The following is a 19,685-nucleotide window of genomic DNA, read 5'->3' as shown; positions in this document are numbered from 1 at the left end:
CGACGCCCCCAAAAAGACTCCTCTGACGATCGGAGAATCCCATGCCCTCGCCGTTGGGTCCGCTGCGCGCGGCCCTTTTCGTGCCCAGTCCGGCCAGTGTTCGCTCGGTGCTGAGCAAATTCGAGCAGCCCGACCAGCACGCCGCGCTCGAACTCGAGCAGGTGACCATGCATCTGGTCGGCGGCATCGACTCCGCGGTTCGCAGCTCGGACAACGACGAACTGATCGCCACACTGCTGCAGGTCCCCCCGAAGTACCGCGGGTTCGCCTACGAAGGCGCGGCCGTCGGCCTCACCGCGATCGACTCCCTCTCCCCCGGCCGGCGCGCCGCCGACCTGATCGAGGGTCCGGCCGGCGACTACGCGCTGACCATGTACGTCGGGGTCGGACTCGCGATGGCGAAGATCCCGAAGCTCCGGTGGAAGAAGCTGTTCCCGCAGCACCCGCTGTTCCGCTGGCTGGCCATCGACGGTTACGGCTTCTACAAGGCGTTCTTTCAGATGCAGCGCTACGTGCGCGACAAGCACGTCGAGACCCGCTATCCCGGCTGGCTCGGCGACCGCGACAACCTGAAGCGCATCGCCGATCAGGGCATGGGCCGCGCGCTGTGGTTCATCGGCGGGGGCAGCCCGGCCGGCGTCGTGCGGCTGATCGGCGAGTTCGAACCGCAGCGGCACGCGGATCTGTGGAGCGGCGTCGGCATCGCCGTCACCTTCGCGGGCGGCGTGGAACCCGCGGCGATGGAGGAACTCTGGGACGTGGCCGGAGAGTTCCGGCCGCAGCTGTCGCTGGGGTCGGCCATGGTCGCCCGCATCCGGCAGCAGACCAACAGCGTCAACGAACACAGCGAGGCCGCGGCGCAGGTCTTCTGCGGCGCAGGCGTGGCCGAGACCGACGCGCTGATCGAGAGCTCGCTCGACGGCCTGCCCGACGACGGCAGCTCCGGCACCTACCTGCTGTGGCGGGACCGGATCGCCGAGATCGTCACCGCGAGCCGAGCCTGAGCCGCCGCGATGGGACGGGTCGAGGACTGGGCCGGCAAGCACGTCGTCGTCACCGGTGGATCGGAAGGGATCGGCGCCGCGGTGGCGGAGGCTTTCGCGCGGCGCGGCGCGCAGGTGTCGATCATCGCGCGCCGTGAGCTACCGTTGCGCGACACCGCGAAACGGCTGGGCGTGGACTGCGCCGCCGCGGACGTGACGCGGCCGGACCAACTCGCCTCGGCCGTCACGGAATTGGAGCAGCGCAACGGGCCGTGCGAGGTCATCGCCTGTTGTGCGGGTCTCGCGCTGCCCGGGCGGTTCCTCGAGGTGGACGCCGATGAGTTCGAGGTGCAGATGTCGGCGAACTATCTCGGCGCGGTGTACGCCGTGCGGCAGGTGCTGCCCGGCATGGTGCGGCGGGGCGGCGGGAAGATCCTGCTGGTCAGTTCGACGTCGGCGTTCCTCGGAATCACCGGCTACACCGCCTACGGGCCGACCAAGGCGAGCATCCGGCAGCTGGCGTTGTGCCTGCGCTATGAAGTCGAGCCGAAGGGCGTGGACGTCACGGTGATCTATCCGGCCGACACCGACACACCGGGGCTGGCCATGGAGAACCAGCGAAAACCGGTGGAGACCAAGGCCATCACCGGGTCGATCGAGCCGATGCCGGCTCAGCGGGTCGCCGAAGCCGCCGTACGGGGCTTGGCACGCGGACGCCACCACATCGCGCTCGACCCGCTGACGCGGTTCTTCCTGGCCTGGGCCAACCTGCCCGAGGACCTGGCGCGGCCGTTCATGCGCCGCACCATCGCCAAGGCGCTGCGCGGCAGCTGAACGCCGACCGCGCGAAGGCCCGCTCGCACTCGAATTACGATGCGCGAGCGGGCCTTTTGCCGTATTCAGCCGGCGATGACGATCACGCAGGCCGCGATGAAGAGCAACTGCACCAGCGCCCGCATCGGCAGCGGCATGGTCTTGATGCCCAGTTCGGCGCGGGCGGCGCGGACGTTCGCCGGGAACAGCGCCACCAGCAGCGCGATCAGGCAGGCGGCGGCCAGATCCGCGGTGGCCGGGATCAGTACGCCCGCCGCACCCGCCAGCTCCAGGACGCCGGTCAGCGTCACCAGCGCGGCGGCGTTCGGCAGCCGCGGCGGCACCATGGCGATCAGGGCGTCGCGGCGCGGCTGGAGGAAGTGCGCGCTCGACGTGAGCACGAGCATCGCGGCCAGCCCGAGTGCGGCCGTGTGCGCCCACGAATCGAACCAGCCGTGACCGATCAGCCACCCGGCGAGCCGGGCGAGTGCGGTGACGGCGACGAGGACAACCAGCGGTGCCATCGGGATCTCCTGTAACATCCAGCGAATCTTGACAGTGGAAAGATTAAGCACCCGGCCGTGAACTTGTCAATGTCTAGATGATCGGTCACCATCGAGGTATGGCGAAGGACGGCTACCACCACGGAGATCTCCGCGCGGCCCTGCTGAGCGCGGCCGCCGAGCGGATCGCCGCCGACGGCGTCGACGCACTATCGCTGCGCAATCTGGCGCGGCACGCGGGCGTCTCGCACGCCGCGCCCGCCCACCACTTCGGCGACCGCGCGGGACTGCTCACCGCGTTGGCCACCGAGGGTTTCGAGCTGCTGGCCGCGCAGCTCGCCCGGGCCGGAGAGGATTTCCGCGAGGTCGCGGTGGCCTACATTCGCTTCGCCCGCGAGCACCCCGGACACTTCGACGTGATGTTCCGCCACAGTCTCTTGCACCCGGACGACGCGGCATTGCGCGCCGCCCGGGAACGTTCCGCGACGGCCCTGCGCGCCGGTGTCTCGGACATCCGGCCCGGCGACAGCCACGATCGGCAACAGGCGACTCAGCTCGCCGCATGGTCGCTGGTGCACGGCTTCGCTTCGCTGTGGCGCGAAGGGGCACTGCATAATTCATCACTGGCCGCCGAATCCGATCCGGAGGTATTGGCCCGCAAGATGTTGTCCACCATCCGGTTCGACTGACCGGAAACCCGCTTGCGCCGAGCCGCCACCGTGCTATCCAGAGACCCGGAAGGAGCGGGCGGCCATCCCCCGGCCGCCATCGACACATGGACATCCACGCCTACCCGACCGAGGCGACCATACCGGTGGACCTGAGCGAGGCGCACCGGATCGCCGACAACCATCTCGCCAACGGCGACTACGCCGACCGCGGAATCGCCTACCAGCTCACCGAATTCGACACCTGCTTCGTGGCCGTCGCCACCTTCCCCCGGCCACCGCACGCCGAGCCGGACAGCCCGCTGGTGGTGGTCGGCGGTTCCGTCTGCGTCATCGACAAACCCACCGGCGCGATCTCCTACTGGCCGACCTACCCGGCCGACCTGGTGGCCGACCAGTACGCGACCGCCCTGCGGGACGGCCGTCTGATCATCGAGGACGGCTGGCCCGAAGACGACGAGCCACCCGCCGCCACCTGAGCCCCCTCCGCCCGTGCCGAAGCAATTGCGGCCATTGACAATTGAAGATTAGCACACCAGCATGAGCAACGGCCCGTCTACTGGCCAGGTCAGGCGAACGTCGAGCTTTCGAAACCGATGCGGCTACAGGAGGCAGCTCCATGGGGGACAACGAGCCCGACGCGGACACACGCGAGCCAGAGCAACCCCGGCAGCACGACCCCGCCGAGCGCAAGAGCTGGATTCGTCGTCACTCCGGGACGATTCTCACCACACTGCTGTTCCCCATCATCTCCGGGTTGATCGTCTTGGGGGTGGAGAAGTTCACCGATGACGACGCCTCCGCCACGTCGGCCTCGACGTCCGCTCAGCAGACCACCCGCAGCCCTTCCCCGGACAACCGCGCGGCCTCGCCCGCGCCCTCCGCCGCGCCGACGACATCGCCGGCCGCTTCGCCGCACGATGTCCGGTGGACCGGCACGATCAACCTCACCTATCTGGATTTGGACTCCGTCCCGCCCCGCGTGCTGCCCAGCAACAACGGCGCCAGCGCATGGGTCAGTTACGACCGCAATTCTTCCGGCGGGTTCGACAAAGCCACCCTGTACGGCCTCGGTGGCGGCTTCTTCACGACGAAGCCCACCCTCGCCCTGTGGACCGTCCCGGCCGAACCCACTCGGCAGCAATGCTCGGACCTCGTCGCCACCCAAGGCGCCGAAACCCTCCCGGTCACCAAGGACAGCGCCTACTGCGTCAAAACCGCCGCAGGCCGCACCGCTTTCCTCACCGGCATCTCCGTCAGCAACGCAATCCACGCCTACACGGCCTCGGCAACCATCTGGTCCGCCACGCAGTAGACGACGCCCCAGTCGCACGAAAGACCGCCGATCCGGCACACGAGTCCGACCGCACGTGGGCAGACGAGTTGATAACGGTGCGCTATGGACGTAACGGATGTCACCACAGCGACGGTGTCCAGAAGGTGAAGCTCACCAGGGGAGGAAATTCTCCCGTCGCCGCGTCGGCCGTGACCGTCTCCCTCGAATGGGGATCAACCCACGAAATCGATGCGCAGGCCGTCCTTCTGGCAGACACGGGGAAGATCCGGACGAATGACGACTTCGTGTTCTACAACGCGGCGACGCATCCCAGCGGTGCCGTCATGCTTCGCACGTCAGAGGAGAGCTGCGCGACGCTCGCGATATCCCTCGCCGCGGTCGAAGCCCCGGTGTCACGAATCGTCATCGCGGGATCGGTCGACCAAGGATCATTTCGCGACATCCGGGAACTCACACTGAGCGTTCGCGACGAAAACAGCACGCTGATCATCTTCGATGTCGACCGGCCCGATCCTGTGACGGCGATGGTGCTCGGCGAATTCTACCGCCGCAATGGCGCGTGGAGATTTCGCGCGGTCGGCCAAGGGTGGGCAAGCGGGCTGCGCGGACTTGCCGAGGAGTTCGGTGTCGAGGTCGACGGCTCCCCCGATACCAACGATCCGCACACCGCGCCGCCCATGCTCGGATCGCCCGAGCCCGGGCGCGGCTACACCCTTCCGGGAGGAACCACAGACGCTGCGGGAGGCAGGGTGGTATCCGGAATCGGCGGATTCGGAGCGTGTGCGCTGGTGGAATGGCACGACATGGACCGACGACACCCGGCAGTTGTTCCCTCCGGATCCGTCGGTCTGCGACCGATGTGGCCGGCCGAAGCGGATCCCCCGTTTCGGCACACCGCCGCCGTGCCGCTGGTGCGAGTCCGAGGTCAACGGGTTCATGGAGATATGGCGGTCCCAGGCATGGCAGGTGCTGACGATCTCGGGTCCGCGCGGCGCCGCCTGGGACGAGCTGTGGACAGCCCTCCGCTTCCAGCGAATTGACCAGAACAGTGGGCGAGCGGCGTTGCGACCCCTCGCTATGGCCTATCTGGAACGGGTTGTCACCTTTGCCTTCGCAGACGGCGAGATCGAGCAGCACGAGTTGGACAGTTTCGAGCAGGCAGTGAGCGATCTCCAGGAAGCCGTTGACCTGGGTGCCGCACAGCTGCGCGTCAACGAACTGCGCCAGCGTATGCTTCGGGGCCGCTCACTCAGTCAGGTACGTGCCGGTGAGCTGCCCCGGTTGCAGCGACCGGATCTCCATCTGGAAGCCGACGAGACCTTGCACATCGACGTCGATGCCGCGCAAGTCAAATACCTTGCCACGGGGCCGCGACACAGCGGCGGCAGGTTGGTCGGCAGCAACAGGAAGTTTCGGTTCGTCGGCGCCGGAGCGGGCACCGAACTTCCCTGGTCGAAGATTGTTTCCATCACTAGCGAATACGGCAATGTCATCATTTCGGCGACCACCGCCCGCGGAGGCGGAACGTACAGCGTCGCAGATCCCGAATATGTCGCCGCGGTGCTCGAAGGGGCACTGCGGATAGCGAAACGCCTGGTGCTCGCACCTGGTCAGCGCGACAGTCGAGCGATACCCTCCCATGTGAAAACAGCCGTGTGGCAACGCGATGGCGGCAGGTGCTGCGAATGCGGCGACACCCATTATCTCGAGTTCGATCACATCATTCCGTTGAGCCGAGGTGGCGCTACCAGCATCGGCAATCTGCAAATTCTGTGCCGGAGGTGCAATCTGGAGAAAGGAGCCCGTCTCTGATCGACGGCGTCGGCATAAGAGCGGCGACCAGCGTCAGGCAAGGCAAGGTAACCAGACGTTCGCCGCCGGTGGCGGCGGGACTCTCCACGGTTCAGAACGCGGGTTGTGCGGGCAGATCCGGGTCGGAGGCAGGGTCGTCCGCGGCAGGTTCGCCCGCGTCGGGGACTTCGGTGCCGCGCAGTGAGGTGCCTGCGGTTTCGCGCAAGTAATTCCAGGCGAGCAGGCCGATCAGGGAAGCGCCGACCATGTAGACGGCGGGGAACAGTGACCAACCGGTGGTCTCGATGACGGCCTCGTTGATCAGCGGGGCGGTGCCGCCGAAGATCGCGGTGGAGACGTTGTAGGCCAGCGCGAAGCCCGCGTACCGCACATGCGTCGGGAAGATGGCGGGGAAGGTGGAGCTGATGGTGGACAACTGCGGCACGTACAGCAGGCCGAGCACGATGAAGCCGATGATGGCCCACGCGGTCCCCTGCCCCATCAGCCAGTACATCGGCACCGCGAACACGGCAAGACCCATCAGGGAGAACAACCACATCGGACGGCGGCCGACACTGTCGGACAGCCGACCGAAGAAAGGCAGCACCACCATCATCACCAGCTGCCCGATCAGCATCATCGCGGTGGTCGCCGACTCACCCATGCCGATGGTGTTCTGCAGATAGGTGGGCTGGTAGGTCAGCAGCGTGTAGTTCACCACGTTGAGCGCGACCACCAGTCCGGCCAGCGTGAGCGTCTCACGCCGGTAGGTGGTCAGCACCTCGCGCAGGCCGCCGGGCGGATGCTTGTGCTCGGCGACCTCGGTGAACACCGGGCTCTCATCCAGCCTGGCCCGCAGGTACCAGCCGGTCAGGCCGAGCGGGATGGCGATCAGGAACGGAAGTCGCCAGCCCCACTCGTGCATGGTGTCCGAGCCGAGCGCGAGCTGGCAGGCCAGCACGGTCGCGGAACCGCCGACGAAGCCGGCGAGCGTGCCGAACTCCAGGAAACTGCCGAGGAAACCGCGTTTGCGGTCGGTGGCGCATTCAGCGAGATACGTTGCCGCGCCGCCATATTCGCCTCCAGTGGAGAAGCCCTGCACCACTCGCAACAGGATGAGCAGGATCGGGGCCAGCACACCGACGGACGCATGGGTGGGCAGCACGCCGATGGCTCCGGTGGCGGCCGCCATGAGCAGGATGGTGGTGGCCAGCACGGCTTTCCGGCCGATCCGGTCACCGAGCGGCCCCCACACCATGCCGCCGAGCGGCCGGAGGACGAACGAGATGGCGAAGCCGAGCATGGTGCCGAGCGTGCCCAGTTCGCCGGGGAAGAAGGCGTCGGTCAGGTATGTCGCCGTGGCGGCGTAGACGCCGTAGTCGAACCACTCGGTCGCGTTGCCCATGGCGGAGGCCGCCACGGAACGCCGCAGCGGGAAACTCTCCGATGTCCGGTCGGTCACGTGCACGTCCTCTCCAGTCCGTCCACGGACCTCGGTTCGTTCCACCTCCCGTCCGAGAACCGAAGGTGTGGCACGAAACAGACCGATACCCAGGATTCCAGCCCGGCAAACCGGCGCGCACCCGAAAACGCGCGAGGAAGCGCGCCGCGACCTGGCACTACGCAAGTAATTGTGATGTCGGTCACATCAAATGCCGACGGCTGAAAATTGCCACCGAGCGCCGAGCTCCACCCCCGCCGGAGCATGGCGGCGACCGCGGCCGCGACCTCCCGCGCCAGCGCGCCGTCGACCGGGGCGTGCCGACTCAGCAGCCGGTACCGCATGGCCCGGGACGCGGAATCCACCACGAGGTCCAACGGCACCGTCGCGGCGAACTCCCCGTTGTCCACACTGCGCGGCAGCAGTGTGCGCAACACCGCACGGCACGGACGGATCACAATGTCCTGCGAGCGCTTCGAGAGTTCGGGGTCGCGCTGGGCATCGGCCCTCAGCTGCGTCGGAGCCGCCGACGTGGCGCGATCGAATTCCTGGTGGGAATTCGTTCACGACCGGGATCGTGGTGCGCGTCGACGGCGGCGCACGATGGGGAGCGCCGCAATAGGGCGCTGTCTACAGCGGCGTCACGTACGCGCCCGCGATGCCACCGTCCACCAGGAATTGCGACGCGGTGATGAACGAGGAATCGTCGCTGGCGAGGAACGCGACGGCGGCGGCGATCTCCTCGGGTTCGGCGAACCGGCCGAGCGGAACGTGCACCAGACGCCGCGCGGCCGGCTCGGGATCCTTGGCGAACAGTTCCTGGAGCAAAGGCGTGTTGACCGGGCCGGGGCACAGCGCGTTCACCCGAATGCCACTGCGGGCGAACTGCACTCCGAGTTCCCGGCTCATCGCCAGCACACCGCCCTTGGAGGCGGTGTAGGAAATCTGCGAAGTCGCCGCGCCCAGCACCGCCACGAACGAGGCGGTGTTGATCACCGAGCCCTTGCCGCGCTCGAGCATGTGCCCGATGGCGTACTTGCTGCACAGGTACACCGACGTCAGATTGACCTCCTGGACGCGCCGCCACGCGTCGATGCCGGTGGTCAGGATCGAATCGTCCTCCGGCGGGGAGATGCCCGCGTTGTTGAACGCGATGTCCAGCCCGCCGTAGGCGTCGACCGCGGTCTGGAACAGGGCCTCGACCTGGGCTTCGTCGGTCACGTCCACCTGGACGTACCGGCCGCCGACCTCCTTGGCGGCTGCCTCGCCGGTCCCGGCATCGATGTCCGCGACCACCACTTTCGCCCCCTCCGCCGCGAAGCGACGGACCGTGGCCAGACCGATACCGCTCCCGCCGCCGGTGACGACGGCGACTCGATCCTGTAAGCGCTGCAACGTATCTCCTGTCGGATGTGCGGGTATCACTGCGTGGCGAGGAAGACGTTCTTGGTCTCGGTGAAGGCGAGCGCGGCATCCGGCCCCAGTTCGCGCCCAAGCCCGGACTGCTTGAACCCGCCGAACGGCGTCCAATACCGCACGGAGGAATGCGAGTTCACCGACAGGTTGCCCGCCTCCACGCCGCGGGCCACGCGCAGCGCCCGGCCGACATCACGGGTCCAGATCGAGCCGGACAGACCGTAATCCGTGTCGTTGGCGATGCGCAGCGCGTCGGCCTCGTCGTCGAACGGCAGCACGGCGACCACCGGGCCGAAAACCTCCTCGGTGAGCACCCGGTCGGTGGGCGCGCCGGGCAGCACTACGGTCGGCGGGTACCAGAATCCGGGGCCCTCGGGCATCCTTCCGGTGAACGCCACCTCGGTCGAAGGCTGCACGAACGCGGCCACCCGCTCCCGGTGCGCCGCCGAGATGAGCGGACCCATCTCGGTGGCTTCGTCGGACGGGTCGCCCACCCGCACGCCCCGCACCGCGGGTTCGAGCAGTTCGAGGAAACGGTCGAACACACTGCGCTGCACCAGGATCCGCGAGCGGGCGCAGCAGTCCTGCCCGGCGTTGTCGAAGACGCCGGAGGGCGCGGTGGCCGCCGCCTGCTCCAGGTCGGCGTCGGCGAACACGATGTTCGCGCTCTTGCCGCCCAGTTCCAGCGTCACCCGCTTCACCTGCTGTGCGCAGCCCGCCATGATCTGTGTGCCCACCTCGGTGGAACCGGTGAACACCACCTTGCGAACGGCCGGGTGGGTGACGAAGCGCTGCCCCACCACGGATCCCTTTCCGGGCAGCACCTGGAACACGTCCTCGGGCAGTCCCGCCTCGAGCGCGAGTTCGCCGAGCCGCAGGGCGGTCAGCGGGGTGACCTCGGCGGGCTTCAGCACCACGGTGTTGCCCGCGGCGAGCGCGGGGGCGAAGCCCCACGCGGCGATCGGCATCGGGAAGTTCCACGGCACGATCACCCCGACGACGCCGAGCGGCTCGTGGAAGGTGATGTCGACCCCGCCCGCGACCGGAATCTGCTGTCCCAGCAGCCGTTCCGGCATCCCGGCCGCGTAGTGCAGGACGTCGCGGACGTTGCCCGCCTCCCAGCGCGCGTTGCCGATGGTGTGCCCGGCGTTGGCGACCTCGAGCCGGGCGAGGTGCTCCAGGTCCGAGTCGACCGCCTCGGCGAACCGGCGCAGCAAGCGTGCCCGGTCTCCCGGCGCCACTTCGCGCCAGGCGGCCGAGGCACGCTGCGCGCGGGCGATGGCCGCGTCGGTCTCCGCTTCCCCGACGAGTTCGACGGTGGTGACCACCTGTTCGGTCGCCGGGTTGACCACCTGCGCTGTCGTCACCGGTCGCGCTCCCTTCGATAGGTGTCCGCCGCCTCGACCAGCGCCCGGATCAATCGGCGATCGGTGGCGTCGGCCTCGGGATGCCACTGCACGCCGACCAGGAACGACCCGTCGGTGGACTCCACGGCCTCGATGGTGCCGTCGGCGGCGTACGCGGTCGCGGCCAGGCCCTCCGCGAGCCGATCGACGGCCTGGTGATGGTGGCAGTGCACTTTCAGTTCCGGGCCGGCCGAGCGGGCGATCCGGCTGCCCGCGATGGTCAGCACCCGGGTGGCGGTGAATCCGCCCTCGACACCGGAGTGCTCCTCGTGACCGACGACGTCGGGCAGGTGCGGGATCAACGTGCCGCCGAGCGCCACGTTCGCCAGTTGCAGCCCGCGGCATACCGCGACTATCGGCATGTCCGCCGCCCGCGCCAGCTCGAACAGGCCGAACTCCGATTCGTCCCGGTCCGGCCTGGTGTAGCCGGGTATCCCGGACGACGGGCCGCCGTAGCGCGCCGGATCGACGTCCGCGCCGCCGGTCAGCACCAATCCGTCGAGCCGCCGGACCAACTCCGGACGCGCGACGCCCGCGGGCGGCAGCAACACGGGGATGCCGCCCGCGGCGGCCACCATCTCGACATAGGCGTGCGGCAGGACCGCGCCCGGCAGGTCCCAGGCGTTGAAGCGGACCTGTTCCACGTAGGTGGGCAGGCCGATCACGGGACGGGCTCCCGCGACCTCAGAGTCGTTCGAAACCACGGATACGCTCCCAGTCGGTGACCGCGGCGTCGTAGGCGTCCAGCTCGACCCGCGCCGCGTTGCGGTAGTGCTCCACTACATCATCACCGAAGGCCGCGCGGGCCACCGTGCTGTCGCCGAACAGCTGGGCCGCTTCGCGCAGCGTCCGCGGCACCCGAGGGCGCTCGGAGCGGTAGGCGTTGCCGTGGAATTCCGGCTCCAGCGGCAGCCCGCGATCGATACCGTGCAGTCCCGCCGCGATCAGGGCGGCCACGGCCAGGTACGGGTTCACGTCGCCGCCGGGCACCCGGTTCTCGAATCGCAGCGAATGGTCCTCGCCGACCACGCGGACGGCGCAGGTCCGGTTGTCGCGGCCCCACGCGATCGCGGTCGGCGCGAAGCTCCCGGTGACGAATCGCTTGTAGGAGTTGATGTTCGGCGCGAGCAGGTAGGTGAACTCGCGCAGGCAGTCCAGCTGGCCCGCGATGAACTGCCGCATCAGCGCCGACATGCCGTCGGCGCCGTCGCCCGCGAAGACGGGCTCTCCCGAGTCATCGCGCAGACTCAAGTGGATGTGACAGGAATTACCCTCGCGCTCATTGTATTTCGCCATGAACGTGAGGCTGCGCCCTTCCTGGGCGGCGATCTCCTTCGCACCGGTCTTGTAGATGCTGTGGTTGTCGCAGGTGACCAGTGCTTCGTCGTACCGGAACGCGATCTCGTGCTGGCCGGGGTTGCATTCGCCTTTGGCCGACTCGACATACATTCCCGCGCCGTCCATCTCCTTGCGGATGCGGCGCAACAACGGTTCGATCCGCCCGGTGCCGAGCATCGAGTAGTCGACGTTGTACTGGTTGGCCGGTGTCAGTCCGCGGTACCCGGCGTTCCAGGCGGCCTCGTAGCTGTCGTCGAACACCAGGAATTCGAGTTCGGTCCCGACGAACGCGCGCAGGCCGCGCTCGGCCAACCGGTCCAGCTGTCTGCGCAGCACCTGGCGCGGCGAGGCGGGCACGGGCCGTCCCTCCGGCACCACGTGCTCGACGTCGCACAACACGAGCGCCGTGCCCGGCCACCACGGTGTCGTCCGCAGGGTGCGCAGATCCGGCCGCAGCACGACGTCCCCGTACCCGGTCTCCCAGGACGACAGCGCGTATCCGTCGACGGTGGTCATGTCCACGTCCACCGCGAGCAGGTATCCGCACGCCTCGGTGGCGTGCTGGACCACCTCGTCCAGAAAATATCGTGCCGCGCAGCGTTTGCCTTGCAGTCGCCCCTGCATATCGGTCATGGCGACCAGCACCGTGTCGATCTCACCCGTGTCGACCCGGTCCCGCAATTGCGCCACACTCAACATCCCGCTACGCATCCACGACCCCTCTCGGCACCAACCGTGCTCACGCTAGAGCAAAACGGACACCTTTGCGGTGCGACACCCGAATCTCGTGGGCACCCCGGGACGGTGTGCGATGGGGCCAGGTCAGACGCCCCCTCGGCGGCCGCGCAGCAGGGTCAGGACAAGGGATTGCGAAGGGCGGCGGAAAGGATGGACAGGCGGCGCGGGCGGGGCGGCGACAGTGCGGGCGGGCGCGGCGCGCGGATCGGCCGTCCGAGCCACATGCGGACGATCAAGGCCGCGAAACCCAGGTGGCCGCGCAACGCCGGACCGGCGAAGGCGAGCGACCATCGCGTCTGCGTGCCCGCCGCGGGCAACTCGTGTCCGGCGAAGCGGCCGGCGAGCCAGTCGACCATGACCGGCAGGGCCAGGAACTGCAACAGCAGATGGGTGCTGAGCCGGTCGCGCAGGTAGCGCACGTGCACGCCCGCGTCCACGTAGCGCGCGACGTGGCCGTCCACGTCGGCGACCGCGATCACTTCGTCGTACACGCCTTGCAGCACCAGCATGGGCATGGCGGGCGCGCGGCGGCCCGGGTGGATGTCGTCGAGGATCCGTTGCAACCCGTCCTGGGCGATCATCGCGGCGAGCCCCGCGTCGCTGTGCTTGTCGATGTCGCGCCGGGCGAAGCGATACAGCAGCGGGAACGTCGCGGTGGTCTCGGTCTCGGCCAGCCAGCCCAGATACCGCGCGTCCAGGTGGGCGCGCAGCATGCGGTCCAGGTCCGGATACCCGCGGCGCAGCCCGGCGGTGAAGAGGGCCGCGAATCCCGCGAACAGCGTGCCGTTGAGCCGGACGAACGCGGCGGCCGGATCACCCACCGGCGAGCCGGCGACCGCGCCGACCACGTTCAGCTCCGGCGCGTACTCGGCGGCCGCCTCCGCGGCCCACGCGGTGGCCAATCCCCCGCCCGAATAACCCCACAGCGCGACCGGCGTGGCCGGTTCCAGCCCGAGCGGGACGAACGCGAGAGCGGCGCGAACCGCGTCCAGCGCGCGATATCCCGGCTCCCTGGCCACGCCGAACCGGCCAGCGGTCCCCCCGTGATCCGGCACCGACACCGCCCAGCCCCGGACCAGCGCGCTGGCGATCAACGGCAGCTCGAGCTGGGGAATCGACCCGGCCGCCCGCGCCCCGCGCCGCAGTGCGTAGGAGGGAAGACATTTCGACGCCACCGCGTCGATCGCGCACTGGAACGAGACCAGCGGGCGCGGCTCGGCCGGGTCCGCGCCCCACGGCAGCAGCACGGTGGTCACCGCCACCTCGGGCACACCATCCAGGTCACAGGTGCGATAGAGCAACTGCCACGCCGAAATGCGCTGCGGCACAAGACCGAAGAAGCCGATCTCCACGGTGCGCGTGCGGACGATCGCACCGGGGCGCAAGCGTCCGACCGCGGGCGGCGGCACGTAGAAGGGATCGTCGTCCGGCAGCAGCGGCCGATGCGCGAACACGTCCGGATCGGGCGGCACCGGACCGCCGTCCCACTCGGGCTCCACACTCATCCGGTTCTCCCTTTCCGACGGCACGGCTGTGACGACGGGCACCGTCGGGCCGGGACGGCGCGCGATGCCCGTATTCCACCCAAGCAATGTCGTGGCCGGAAAAGAATTGTCCCTGGCACCAATTCGACGCTCGCGGATTCTCGCTTCGATGCAGTGACAACGGGGCTCAGAAGCCGCCGTTTCCGCCGATCATCCACGGATTGAAGGTGCATTCCAGCGCCGGATGTCCGACCGGATCCAGCGCGTGCAGCACGATCGATGCCGCGCGCGGCGAGTACATCATCGTGAGGTGATCGGACATATCCTGCTCGCACCCGTCCTGCAGCGTGACGTTGTCCACCGTTGCGTCCGGACCCGCCTGCAAGAACGTCCATTGGTAGGGGTTGGTGATCTCGTCGTGCCGCGAACCGATGGCCGTGTAGGCGACGCCGGGCACCGTGTCGCCCTGCGCGTTCAAACCGGCGTAGAACGGCGAGCCCGCCGCCTGCTGGATATTCGCGATGCCGACCAGCGGCTCGTAGAACCCGAGGATATCTACGCCGAGGTTGTTGATGGTCCGGCCGAGTGTCGCGATGCCAAGCAACGAGGTGCCGTGATGGGTGGCGCCCAAGCTCACCAGTTCGCCCACTTTGCCCTGGCCACCGTCGAATTTCAGATAGTGGTTGGCGATCGTGCCGCCTTGGGAGTGCCCGACGATGTCCACGGTCTGCGCTCCCGTCGCGGCCAGTACCCGGTCGACGAAGTCCCGCAGCTGCCCTGCCGAGTCCTCCATCGGCCCGACGCCGAAGCGCCCGGGCAGGATCGGTCCCAGGCCGCCGCCCTCCAGCAGGCCGGATCGCCCGTAGTTGAAGGCGAACACGCAGAACCCGGCGCGCGCCAGGCGCGGCGACAGAGCGGCGAAGGTGTCGTAGGCGTTGAGCCAGGTGCCGTGCAGCAACACCACCGGACGCGGGTGTTCGGCGGTCGGCGTGCAGTTCCAGCGGTTCGCGCCGGGCGGGGCCGCGTCGGGATGGGTGAGTCCGTAGGCGAATGCGGCGAGATAGGCCGACATCTCCGGGCCTTCGCCGGACGCGTCGGAGGCGACGCTGGTCGCCCATCCCGACGAACTGCCGGTGTCCACGATCGCGCGCGGCTGCCTGCCGTCCGGCGCCGGCGTCAAGCCCGCGGTGATGTACTCGGCGAGGGCCTGCTGTGTCGGTTCGATCTCCGCCTGCGCGGCTCCGCCGCCGAGCGCGGTCGCCATTGTCAGGCCCGCGATCACCGCCGCCCCCATGATCGCCCGCCGAGCGCTGTGCGTCATTGCCAACATCCTGTTCACTTCCATTCGCGCCGAACGAACGCGGCAGGCGGTGAAATCGTTGCACCGTCACGAAATGTCTTCCGCGCCACAATTGGAGACAGATGTGATCAGGGCCATATGCGCCGGGCCGCTTTCCGAATGTAGAGCGCTCGCCGCAGCAATGTCACTGCACCTCGAGGAGAAGATTTCCACCGGGAATTTGGCGTGCGAGCCAAAATTCGCGCGGCCGCGCCGACGACCTTGCCCCGGGATTCTGTGGTCGGAAACAATCGGCCCATGTCCGTCGTGTTGTCCCCGGTGACCGGAGACGCTCCCCTCGTCGCCCGGTTGCTCACCCGCTGGCCGCAGATCGCCGAGCGCATGCTCGCCGCGGGCCTGGGCACCACCCCGCCCGCCGCCGACCTGCCGGAGGGGCATTTCACCGCCGAGGTGCTGCCTGCGATCTACGCCTGCGGCCGGGCGGTCCTCCAGGCGATCGGTGAACAGCGCAGCTTCACCAAATCGGAAGTCGCGACGTTCGTCGCCCCGGTGGCCGAGCGGCACGCCGAGGACCGGTTTCCGTTGCCCCTGCTCATCGAAGCCATTCACGGTTCCGCGCAGTCGGTGCTCCAGGAAGCGGCCGCGCTGGCATCCCGTGACGAACTCGACGACCTCGTCGTGCTCGGCAGCCGCCTGCTCGACCTGCTGATGCAGATCAACATCACGGTCGTGGAGACCTACACCGAGGTCGAGCAGTCCATTTACAACGCCGAGCGGGAAGCGCGCCGCGCGCTGTGCTCGGCGCTGTTGCACGGGCTGCCCGCCGAGGAACTGGCGGCGCGGGCGGACACCACGCTGGCCGAGCGCTACACGGTGCTCGCGATCCACATCCGGCCCGACGACCAGCCGACTACGGTCGCGACGCTGGTCGGGCGCCGCCGCGTCCGCCTGCTGCACCGCGCGTTGGACGCCCTCGCGGGGACCAAAGCACTGGCCACCTTCGACGGCTGGACCGGAATCGCCTTGTTGCCAACGGGTTCGGACACCGAACTCGATGTCGCGCGCTATGCCGGGCTGGCCGCCGAATTGACCGAGCACTTCGGTATTCCGGTGTTCCTCGCCGAGTATCCCGCGGTGCCGCAGGACGCCATCGCGCAGACTGCGAAGGAAGCCACCGACCTCGCCGAACTCGCGCGACTGCTCGGCAGGCCCGCGGGCGTCTACCAGCTCGACGACCTGCTCCTGGAATACCAGCTCACCAGACCGGGCACCGCTCGCGCGCGGCTGGCCGAGCGCATCGCCCCCATCCTGGACAGCCCGCACCTGCTCGACGCGCTCGACGCGCACCTGCGCCACGGCTCCGACCGCAAAGCCGCGGCCGCCGAGATTCACGTGCACCCGAATACTTTCAGCTACCGCCTGCGCCGCGTCGCCGAAATCACCGGGGCCGATCCCACCGATCCGCACGACTCGCGGCTGCTGGCGGCCGCGCTGACGATTCAGCGCCTGTATCCCGGCAAGCCGGCCGATGACGGCAAGCCCTAGAAGGGCTCGCCCGGCGCGCCGGTCGCGGTTACCGTCCGACACATGGGAGACGAGCACGAGTCGATCGACACGGGCGGTTACTTGCTGACCGGCCGATCGCTGGACGAGGTACCGGGCGATGTTCGCGCTCACCGACGACGACTTGCGCGGCGATATCCTCGACTGTCCCGGCGGTGCCGCCAGTTTCGCGGCGGAGGCGGCGGCGTTCGGCGCACGGGTGGTCGCGGTCGATCCGGTCTATCGCCTGCCCGCCGCGGAGTTGACCGCCCTGGCGTCCGCGGAACTCGACCACAGCGCGTCTCACACGACTGCCGCCGCCGACCACTACGTCTGGGGTTTCTACGGCGATCTCCACGCCCATCGCGAGATGCGGAAGACCGCCGCGGGCCGGTTCGCCGCGGATCTGCGCGCGAACCCGGCGCGCTACCGCTTCGGCGCCCTGCCCGCGCTCGACTTCCCCGATCGGACTTTCGATCTGGTGCTGAGCTCGCATCTGCTGTTCACCTACGCCGACCGGCTGGATTTCGACTTCCATGTGGCCGCGTTACGGGAACTGACGCGGCTGAGCCGCGGGGAGGTCCGGGTGTTCCCGCTCCGCGACCATGCCGGCGGACAACTGGACGACCTGCTGAATCACGTGCGAAACAGATTGCGGGCCGAGGGAATCCAGTCGGAAGTCGCCGACGTGCAGTTCGAGTTCCAGCGCGGGGCGCGCTCGATGCTGCGCTTGTCAGCATCCTGATACCGGTCGCGTTGCTCGACGCGGTAGGCGGGATCCGACCCCGGCGGCCGTCCGGGTGTGCTCGACGAGCTCGCCGAGACCTCCGCCGCCACCCAGTTCGTCCGAGTCCGACTTGCCCGGCATCTGCTCAACGGGCAGTGCCCCGACGCCCGGACGCTGAGCGGTCCCTGCGACCAGGTCGTCGCCCGTACGTCTGACCCGAACCGGCGGGACACCCGCGGCATGACCCAATGAGGCGAATCTGTGTTAACTTAACCGAGAATCATAATTAACTTAGCTGATCGGAGAGGGCTATGAGGTCCGCCGTCATCGTCGATGTCGTTCGCACACCGTCCGGTAAAGGCAAGGCAGGCGGCGGCCTGTCGGAGGTGCATCCGGCCACCCTGCTGGCGGGCGTGCTCGCCGAACTCGTCGCCCGCAACGACCTCGATCCCGCCCTCGTGGACGACGTGGTCGGCGGATGCGTCACACAGAGCGGTGAGCAGGCGTTCAACATCAGCAGGACCGCCGCGCTGGCCGCCGGTTTCGCCGAGTCGGTGCCCGCCACCACGGTGGACCGGCAGTGCGGGTCCAGCCAGCAGGCCGCGCACTTCGCGGCGCAAGGTGTCATAGCCGGCGCCTACGACATCGCGATCGCGTGCGGCGTGGAATCCATGAGCCGGGCGCCGATGTTCTCCAACGGCCAAGGCGAAGACGCCAACCACGGCCCGCTCGCGCACCGTTACCCGGAGGGTCTCATCCAGCAGGGCATCGCGGCCGAGGTGATCGCCGCCCGATGGAAGTTCGACCGCACCGCGCTGGACGAATTCGCGGCCCGCTCGCATCGGGTCGCCGCCGAGACAGCGGCGCAAGGCGGTTTCGACAACGAACTGGTCGCGGCGGGCACGCTGACCGCCGACGAGACCATCCGGCCCGCCACCACCGCCGAAAGCCTCGCGAAGCTGCGGCCTGCCTTCGTCGACGATCAATACACCGCACGCTTCCCCGAGATCGAGTGGTCGATCACTCCGGGCAATTCTTCTCCGCTCACCGACGGAGCCTCGGCCGCGCTGATCACGAGCGAGGAGGCGGCGGCGAAACTGGGCCTGCGCCCGCGCGCCCGCTTCCACTCGTTCGCCGTGGTGGGCGACGATCCCCTGCTCATGCTCACGGCGGTGATTCCCGCCACCCGCAAGGTGCTCGACCGCGCCGGGCTGGACATCCATGACATCGACGCCTACGAGGTGAACGAGGCGTTCGCGCCCGTGCCGCTGGTCTGGCGGCAGGAAGTCAACGCCGATCCGGAGAAGCTGAACCCGCGCGGCGGCGCGATCGCCCTCGGTCACCCGCTGGGCGCGTCCGGCACCCGCATCCTGGCGACGCTGGTCAACCATCTGGAACAGACCGGCGGCCGCTACGGCCTGCAGACGATGTGCGAGGCGGGCGGCTTGGCCAACGCGACGATCATCGAACGCCTCGGATGAGCCCCCGCACCGCGCTGGTCACCGGCGGATCTCGCGGCATCGGCGCGGAGGTGGCACGCCGCCTGGCCGGCGAGGGCTATCACCTGACCCTCGCCGCGCGCACGCCCGACACCCTCGAGCAGACCGCGGCGCGCCTGCGTGCCGAAACCGGGGCGGACGTGCAGGCGGTGGCGGCGCAGCTGAACGACCTCGACCAGGTGCGCACCCTGGCGCAGGCCCACGCGGAACGCTTCGGCGGGTTGAACGTGCTGGTGCTGAGCGCGGGCACCGGCACGGCGGGGGCCGTGGCCGACCTGCCCGCGAAGGCGTACGAGCGCATGCTCGACGTCAATTTCCGCGCGCCGCTGACCCTCATCCAGGCGGCGCTGCCGCTGCTGCGCAAGAGCGCGGACGCCGACCGCGAGCGCGGCGCGAAGATCGTCGCGCTGGCTTCCATCACCGGGGTCGCCGGGGAAGCGGGCCTCGCCGCGTACGGAGCCACCAAAGCGGCGCTCATCTCACTGTGCGAGACGGTCTCCCTGGAGGAGTCCGGGAACGGCGTCAGCGCGACGGCGGTGTCCCCGGGCTACGTCGACACCGACATGACCGCGTGGAAACGGGATGTCCTCGACCGGTCCGCCATGCTCACCACCGGGGATATCGCCGAGATGGTCCTGGCGATCACCCGGTTGTCCCGCAACGCCGTGGTGCCCAACATCGTGCTGTCGCGCGCCGGTGACCAGCTGTGGCGCGCGTGAGCACCGTTACCCCACAGCGA

18 protein-coding genes and 3 pseudogenes are annotated in these 19,685 nt (G+C 68.8%); 12 read left to right on the top strand and 9 right to left on the bottom strand.

Annotated features, from left to right (window positions below):
• Positions 1-41: 41 nt before the first annotated feature.
• On the top strand, positions 42-1,004 hold the full coding sequence (locus tag ACWEKR_RS23845) for a DUF1702 family protein (RefSeq protein ID WP_452356332.1): 963 nt from the start codon (positions 42-44) through the stop codon (positions 1,002-1,004).
• A 9-nt stretch (positions 1,005-1,013) separates the two neighbouring features.
• Positions 1,014-1,817: an SDR family oxidoreductase gene (locus ACWEKR_RS23840; RefSeq protein WP_452356331.1), complete on the top strand. Its 804-nt coding sequence runs from the start codon at positions 1,014-1,016 to the stop codon at positions 1,815-1,817.
• A 65-nt stretch (positions 1,818-1,882) separates the two neighbouring features.
• On the opposite strand, the gene ACWEKR_RS23835 is transcribed toward ACWEKR_RS23840, so the two are convergent.
• Positions 1,883-2,320 carry a DoxX family protein gene (locus tag ACWEKR_RS23835; RefSeq protein WP_452356330.1) on the bottom strand — a complete coding sequence of 146 codons (438 nt, stop codon included), beginning with the start codon at positions 2,318-2,320 and terminating at the stop codon, positions 1,883-1,885.
• Positions 2,321-2,418: 98 nt separating this feature from the next.
• On the opposite strand from ACWEKR_RS23835, the gene ACWEKR_RS23830 reads away from it, so the two are divergent.
• The 6 genes and pseudogenes from ACWEKR_RS23830 to ACWEKR_RS23805 all read left to right on the top strand — a co-directional run bounded on the left by ACWEKR_RS23830 (position 2,419) and on the right by ACWEKR_RS23805 (position 6,076).
• Positions 2,419-2,988, top strand: a complete 570-nt coding sequence (locus ACWEKR_RS23830) for a TetR/AcrR family transcriptional regulator (protein ID WP_452356329.1) — start codon at positions 2,419-2,421, stop codon at positions 2,986-2,988.
• Between the two features lie 86 nt (positions 2,989-3,074).
• A complete protein-coding gene (locus ACWEKR_RS23825) occupies positions 3,075-3,446 on the top strand; it encodes a hypothetical protein (protein WP_452356328.1) in 372 nt (123 codons plus the stop codon).
• A gap of 140 nt (positions 3,447-3,586) precedes the next feature.
• A complete protein-coding gene (locus ACWEKR_RS23820) occupies positions 3,587-4,282 on the top strand; it encodes a hypothetical protein (protein ID WP_452356327.1) in 696 nt (231 codons plus the stop codon).
• 77 nt (positions 4,283-4,359) lie between these two features.
• A pseudogene (locus tag ACWEKR_RS23815) lies at positions 4,360-4,827 on the top strand (TerD family protein); the annotation flags it as partial.
• Positions 4,817-5,062: pseudogene (locus tag ACWEKR_RS23810) on the top strand (hypothetical protein); the annotation flags it as partial. The pseudogenes ACWEKR_RS23815 and ACWEKR_RS23810, both read left to right, overlap by 11 nt.
• Positions 5,063-5,341: 279 nt before the next feature.
• Positions 5,342-6,076, top strand: a complete 735-nt coding sequence (locus tag ACWEKR_RS23805) for an HNH endonuclease (protein ID WP_452356370.1) — start codon at positions 5,342-5,344, stop codon at positions 6,074-6,076.
• 91 nt (positions 6,077-6,167) lie between these two features.
• On the opposite strand, the gene ACWEKR_RS23800 is transcribed toward ACWEKR_RS23805, so the two are convergent.
• The 8 genes and pseudogenes from ACWEKR_RS23800 to ACWEKR_RS23765 form a co-directional block, all read right to left on the bottom strand.
• On the bottom strand, positions 6,168-7,460 hold the full coding sequence (locus ACWEKR_RS23800; RefSeq protein WP_452356369.1) for an MFS transporter: 1,293 nt from the start codon (positions 7,458-7,460) through the stop codon (positions 6,168-6,170).
• A gap of 53 nt (positions 7,461-7,513) precedes the next feature.
• A pseudogene (locus ACWEKR_RS23795) lies at positions 7,514-8,032 on the bottom strand (TetR-like C-terminal domain-containing protein); the annotation flags it as partial.
• A 94-nt stretch (positions 8,033-8,126) separates the two neighbouring features.
• Positions 8,127-8,891, bottom strand: a complete 765-nt coding sequence (locus ACWEKR_RS23790) for a 3-oxoacyl-ACP reductase (protein WP_452356326.1) — start codon at positions 8,889-8,891, stop codon at positions 8,127-8,129.
• A 26-nt stretch (positions 8,892-8,917) separates the two neighbouring features.
• Entirely contained in the window at positions 8,918-10,279 is a 1,362-nt protein-coding gene (locus ACWEKR_RS23785; RefSeq protein ID WP_452356325.1) for an aldehyde dehydrogenase family protein, read from the bottom strand.
• Positions 10,276-11,022: a gamma-glutamyl-gamma-aminobutyrate hydrolase family protein gene (locus ACWEKR_RS23780; protein WP_195086354.1), complete on the bottom strand. Its 747-nt coding sequence runs from the start codon at positions 11,020-11,022 to the stop codon at positions 10,276-10,278. The genes ACWEKR_RS23785 and ACWEKR_RS23780 overlap by 4 nt, the downstream gene beginning before the upstream one ends.
• A complete protein-coding gene (locus tag ACWEKR_RS23775) occupies positions 11,003-12,367 on the bottom strand; it encodes a glutamine synthetase family protein (protein ID WP_452356324.1) in 1,365 nt (454 codons plus the stop codon). The genes ACWEKR_RS23780 and ACWEKR_RS23775 overlap by 20 nt, the downstream gene beginning before the upstream one ends.
• Positions 12,368-12,510: 143 nt before the next feature.
• A complete protein-coding gene (locus tag ACWEKR_RS23770) occupies positions 12,511-13,899 on the bottom strand; it encodes a lipase family protein (RefSeq protein WP_452356323.1) in 1,389 nt (462 codons plus the stop codon).
• Between the two features lie 166 nt (positions 13,900-14,065).
• Entirely contained in the window at positions 14,066-15,199 is a 1,134-nt protein-coding gene (locus tag ACWEKR_RS23765) for an esterase/lipase family protein (RefSeq protein WP_195086358.1), read from the bottom strand.
• A 276-nt stretch (positions 15,200-15,475) separates the two neighbouring features.
• On the opposite strand from ACWEKR_RS23765, the gene ACWEKR_RS23760 reads away from it, so the two are divergent.
• From ACWEKR_RS23760 to ACWEKR_RS23745, 4 genes are all read left to right on the top strand, one after another.
• Complete coding sequence (locus ACWEKR_RS23760; RefSeq protein WP_452356322.1) at positions 15,476-16,723, top strand: PucR family transcriptional regulator; 1,248 nt, start codon at positions 15,476-15,478, stop codon at positions 16,721-16,723.
• Positions 16,724-16,841: 118 nt separating this feature from the next.
• Entirely contained in the window at positions 16,842-17,465 is a 624-nt protein-coding gene (locus ACWEKR_RS23755; RefSeq protein ID WP_452356321.1) for a hypothetical protein, read from the top strand.
• Positions 17,466-17,758: 293 nt separating this feature from the next.
• Positions 17,759-18,928 (top strand): thiolase family protein, encoded by a 1,170-nt coding sequence (locus ACWEKR_RS23750; RefSeq protein WP_452356320.1) that lies wholly within the window; start codon positions 17,759-17,761, stop codon positions 18,926-18,928.
• Positions 18,925-19,665 (top strand): SDR family NAD(P)-dependent oxidoreductase, encoded by a 741-nt coding sequence (locus ACWEKR_RS23745; RefSeq protein ID WP_452356319.1) that lies wholly within the window; start codon positions 18,925-18,927, stop codon positions 19,663-19,665. Before ACWEKR_RS23750 ends, ACWEKR_RS23745 begins: the two co-directional genes overlap by 4 nt.
• The last annotated feature ends 20 nt before the right edge of the window (positions 19,666-19,685 follow it).

This window comes from Nocardia sp. NPDC004573, assembly GCF_053602135.1.
This window is presented reverse-complemented; position numbering and strand designations above follow the sequence as displayed.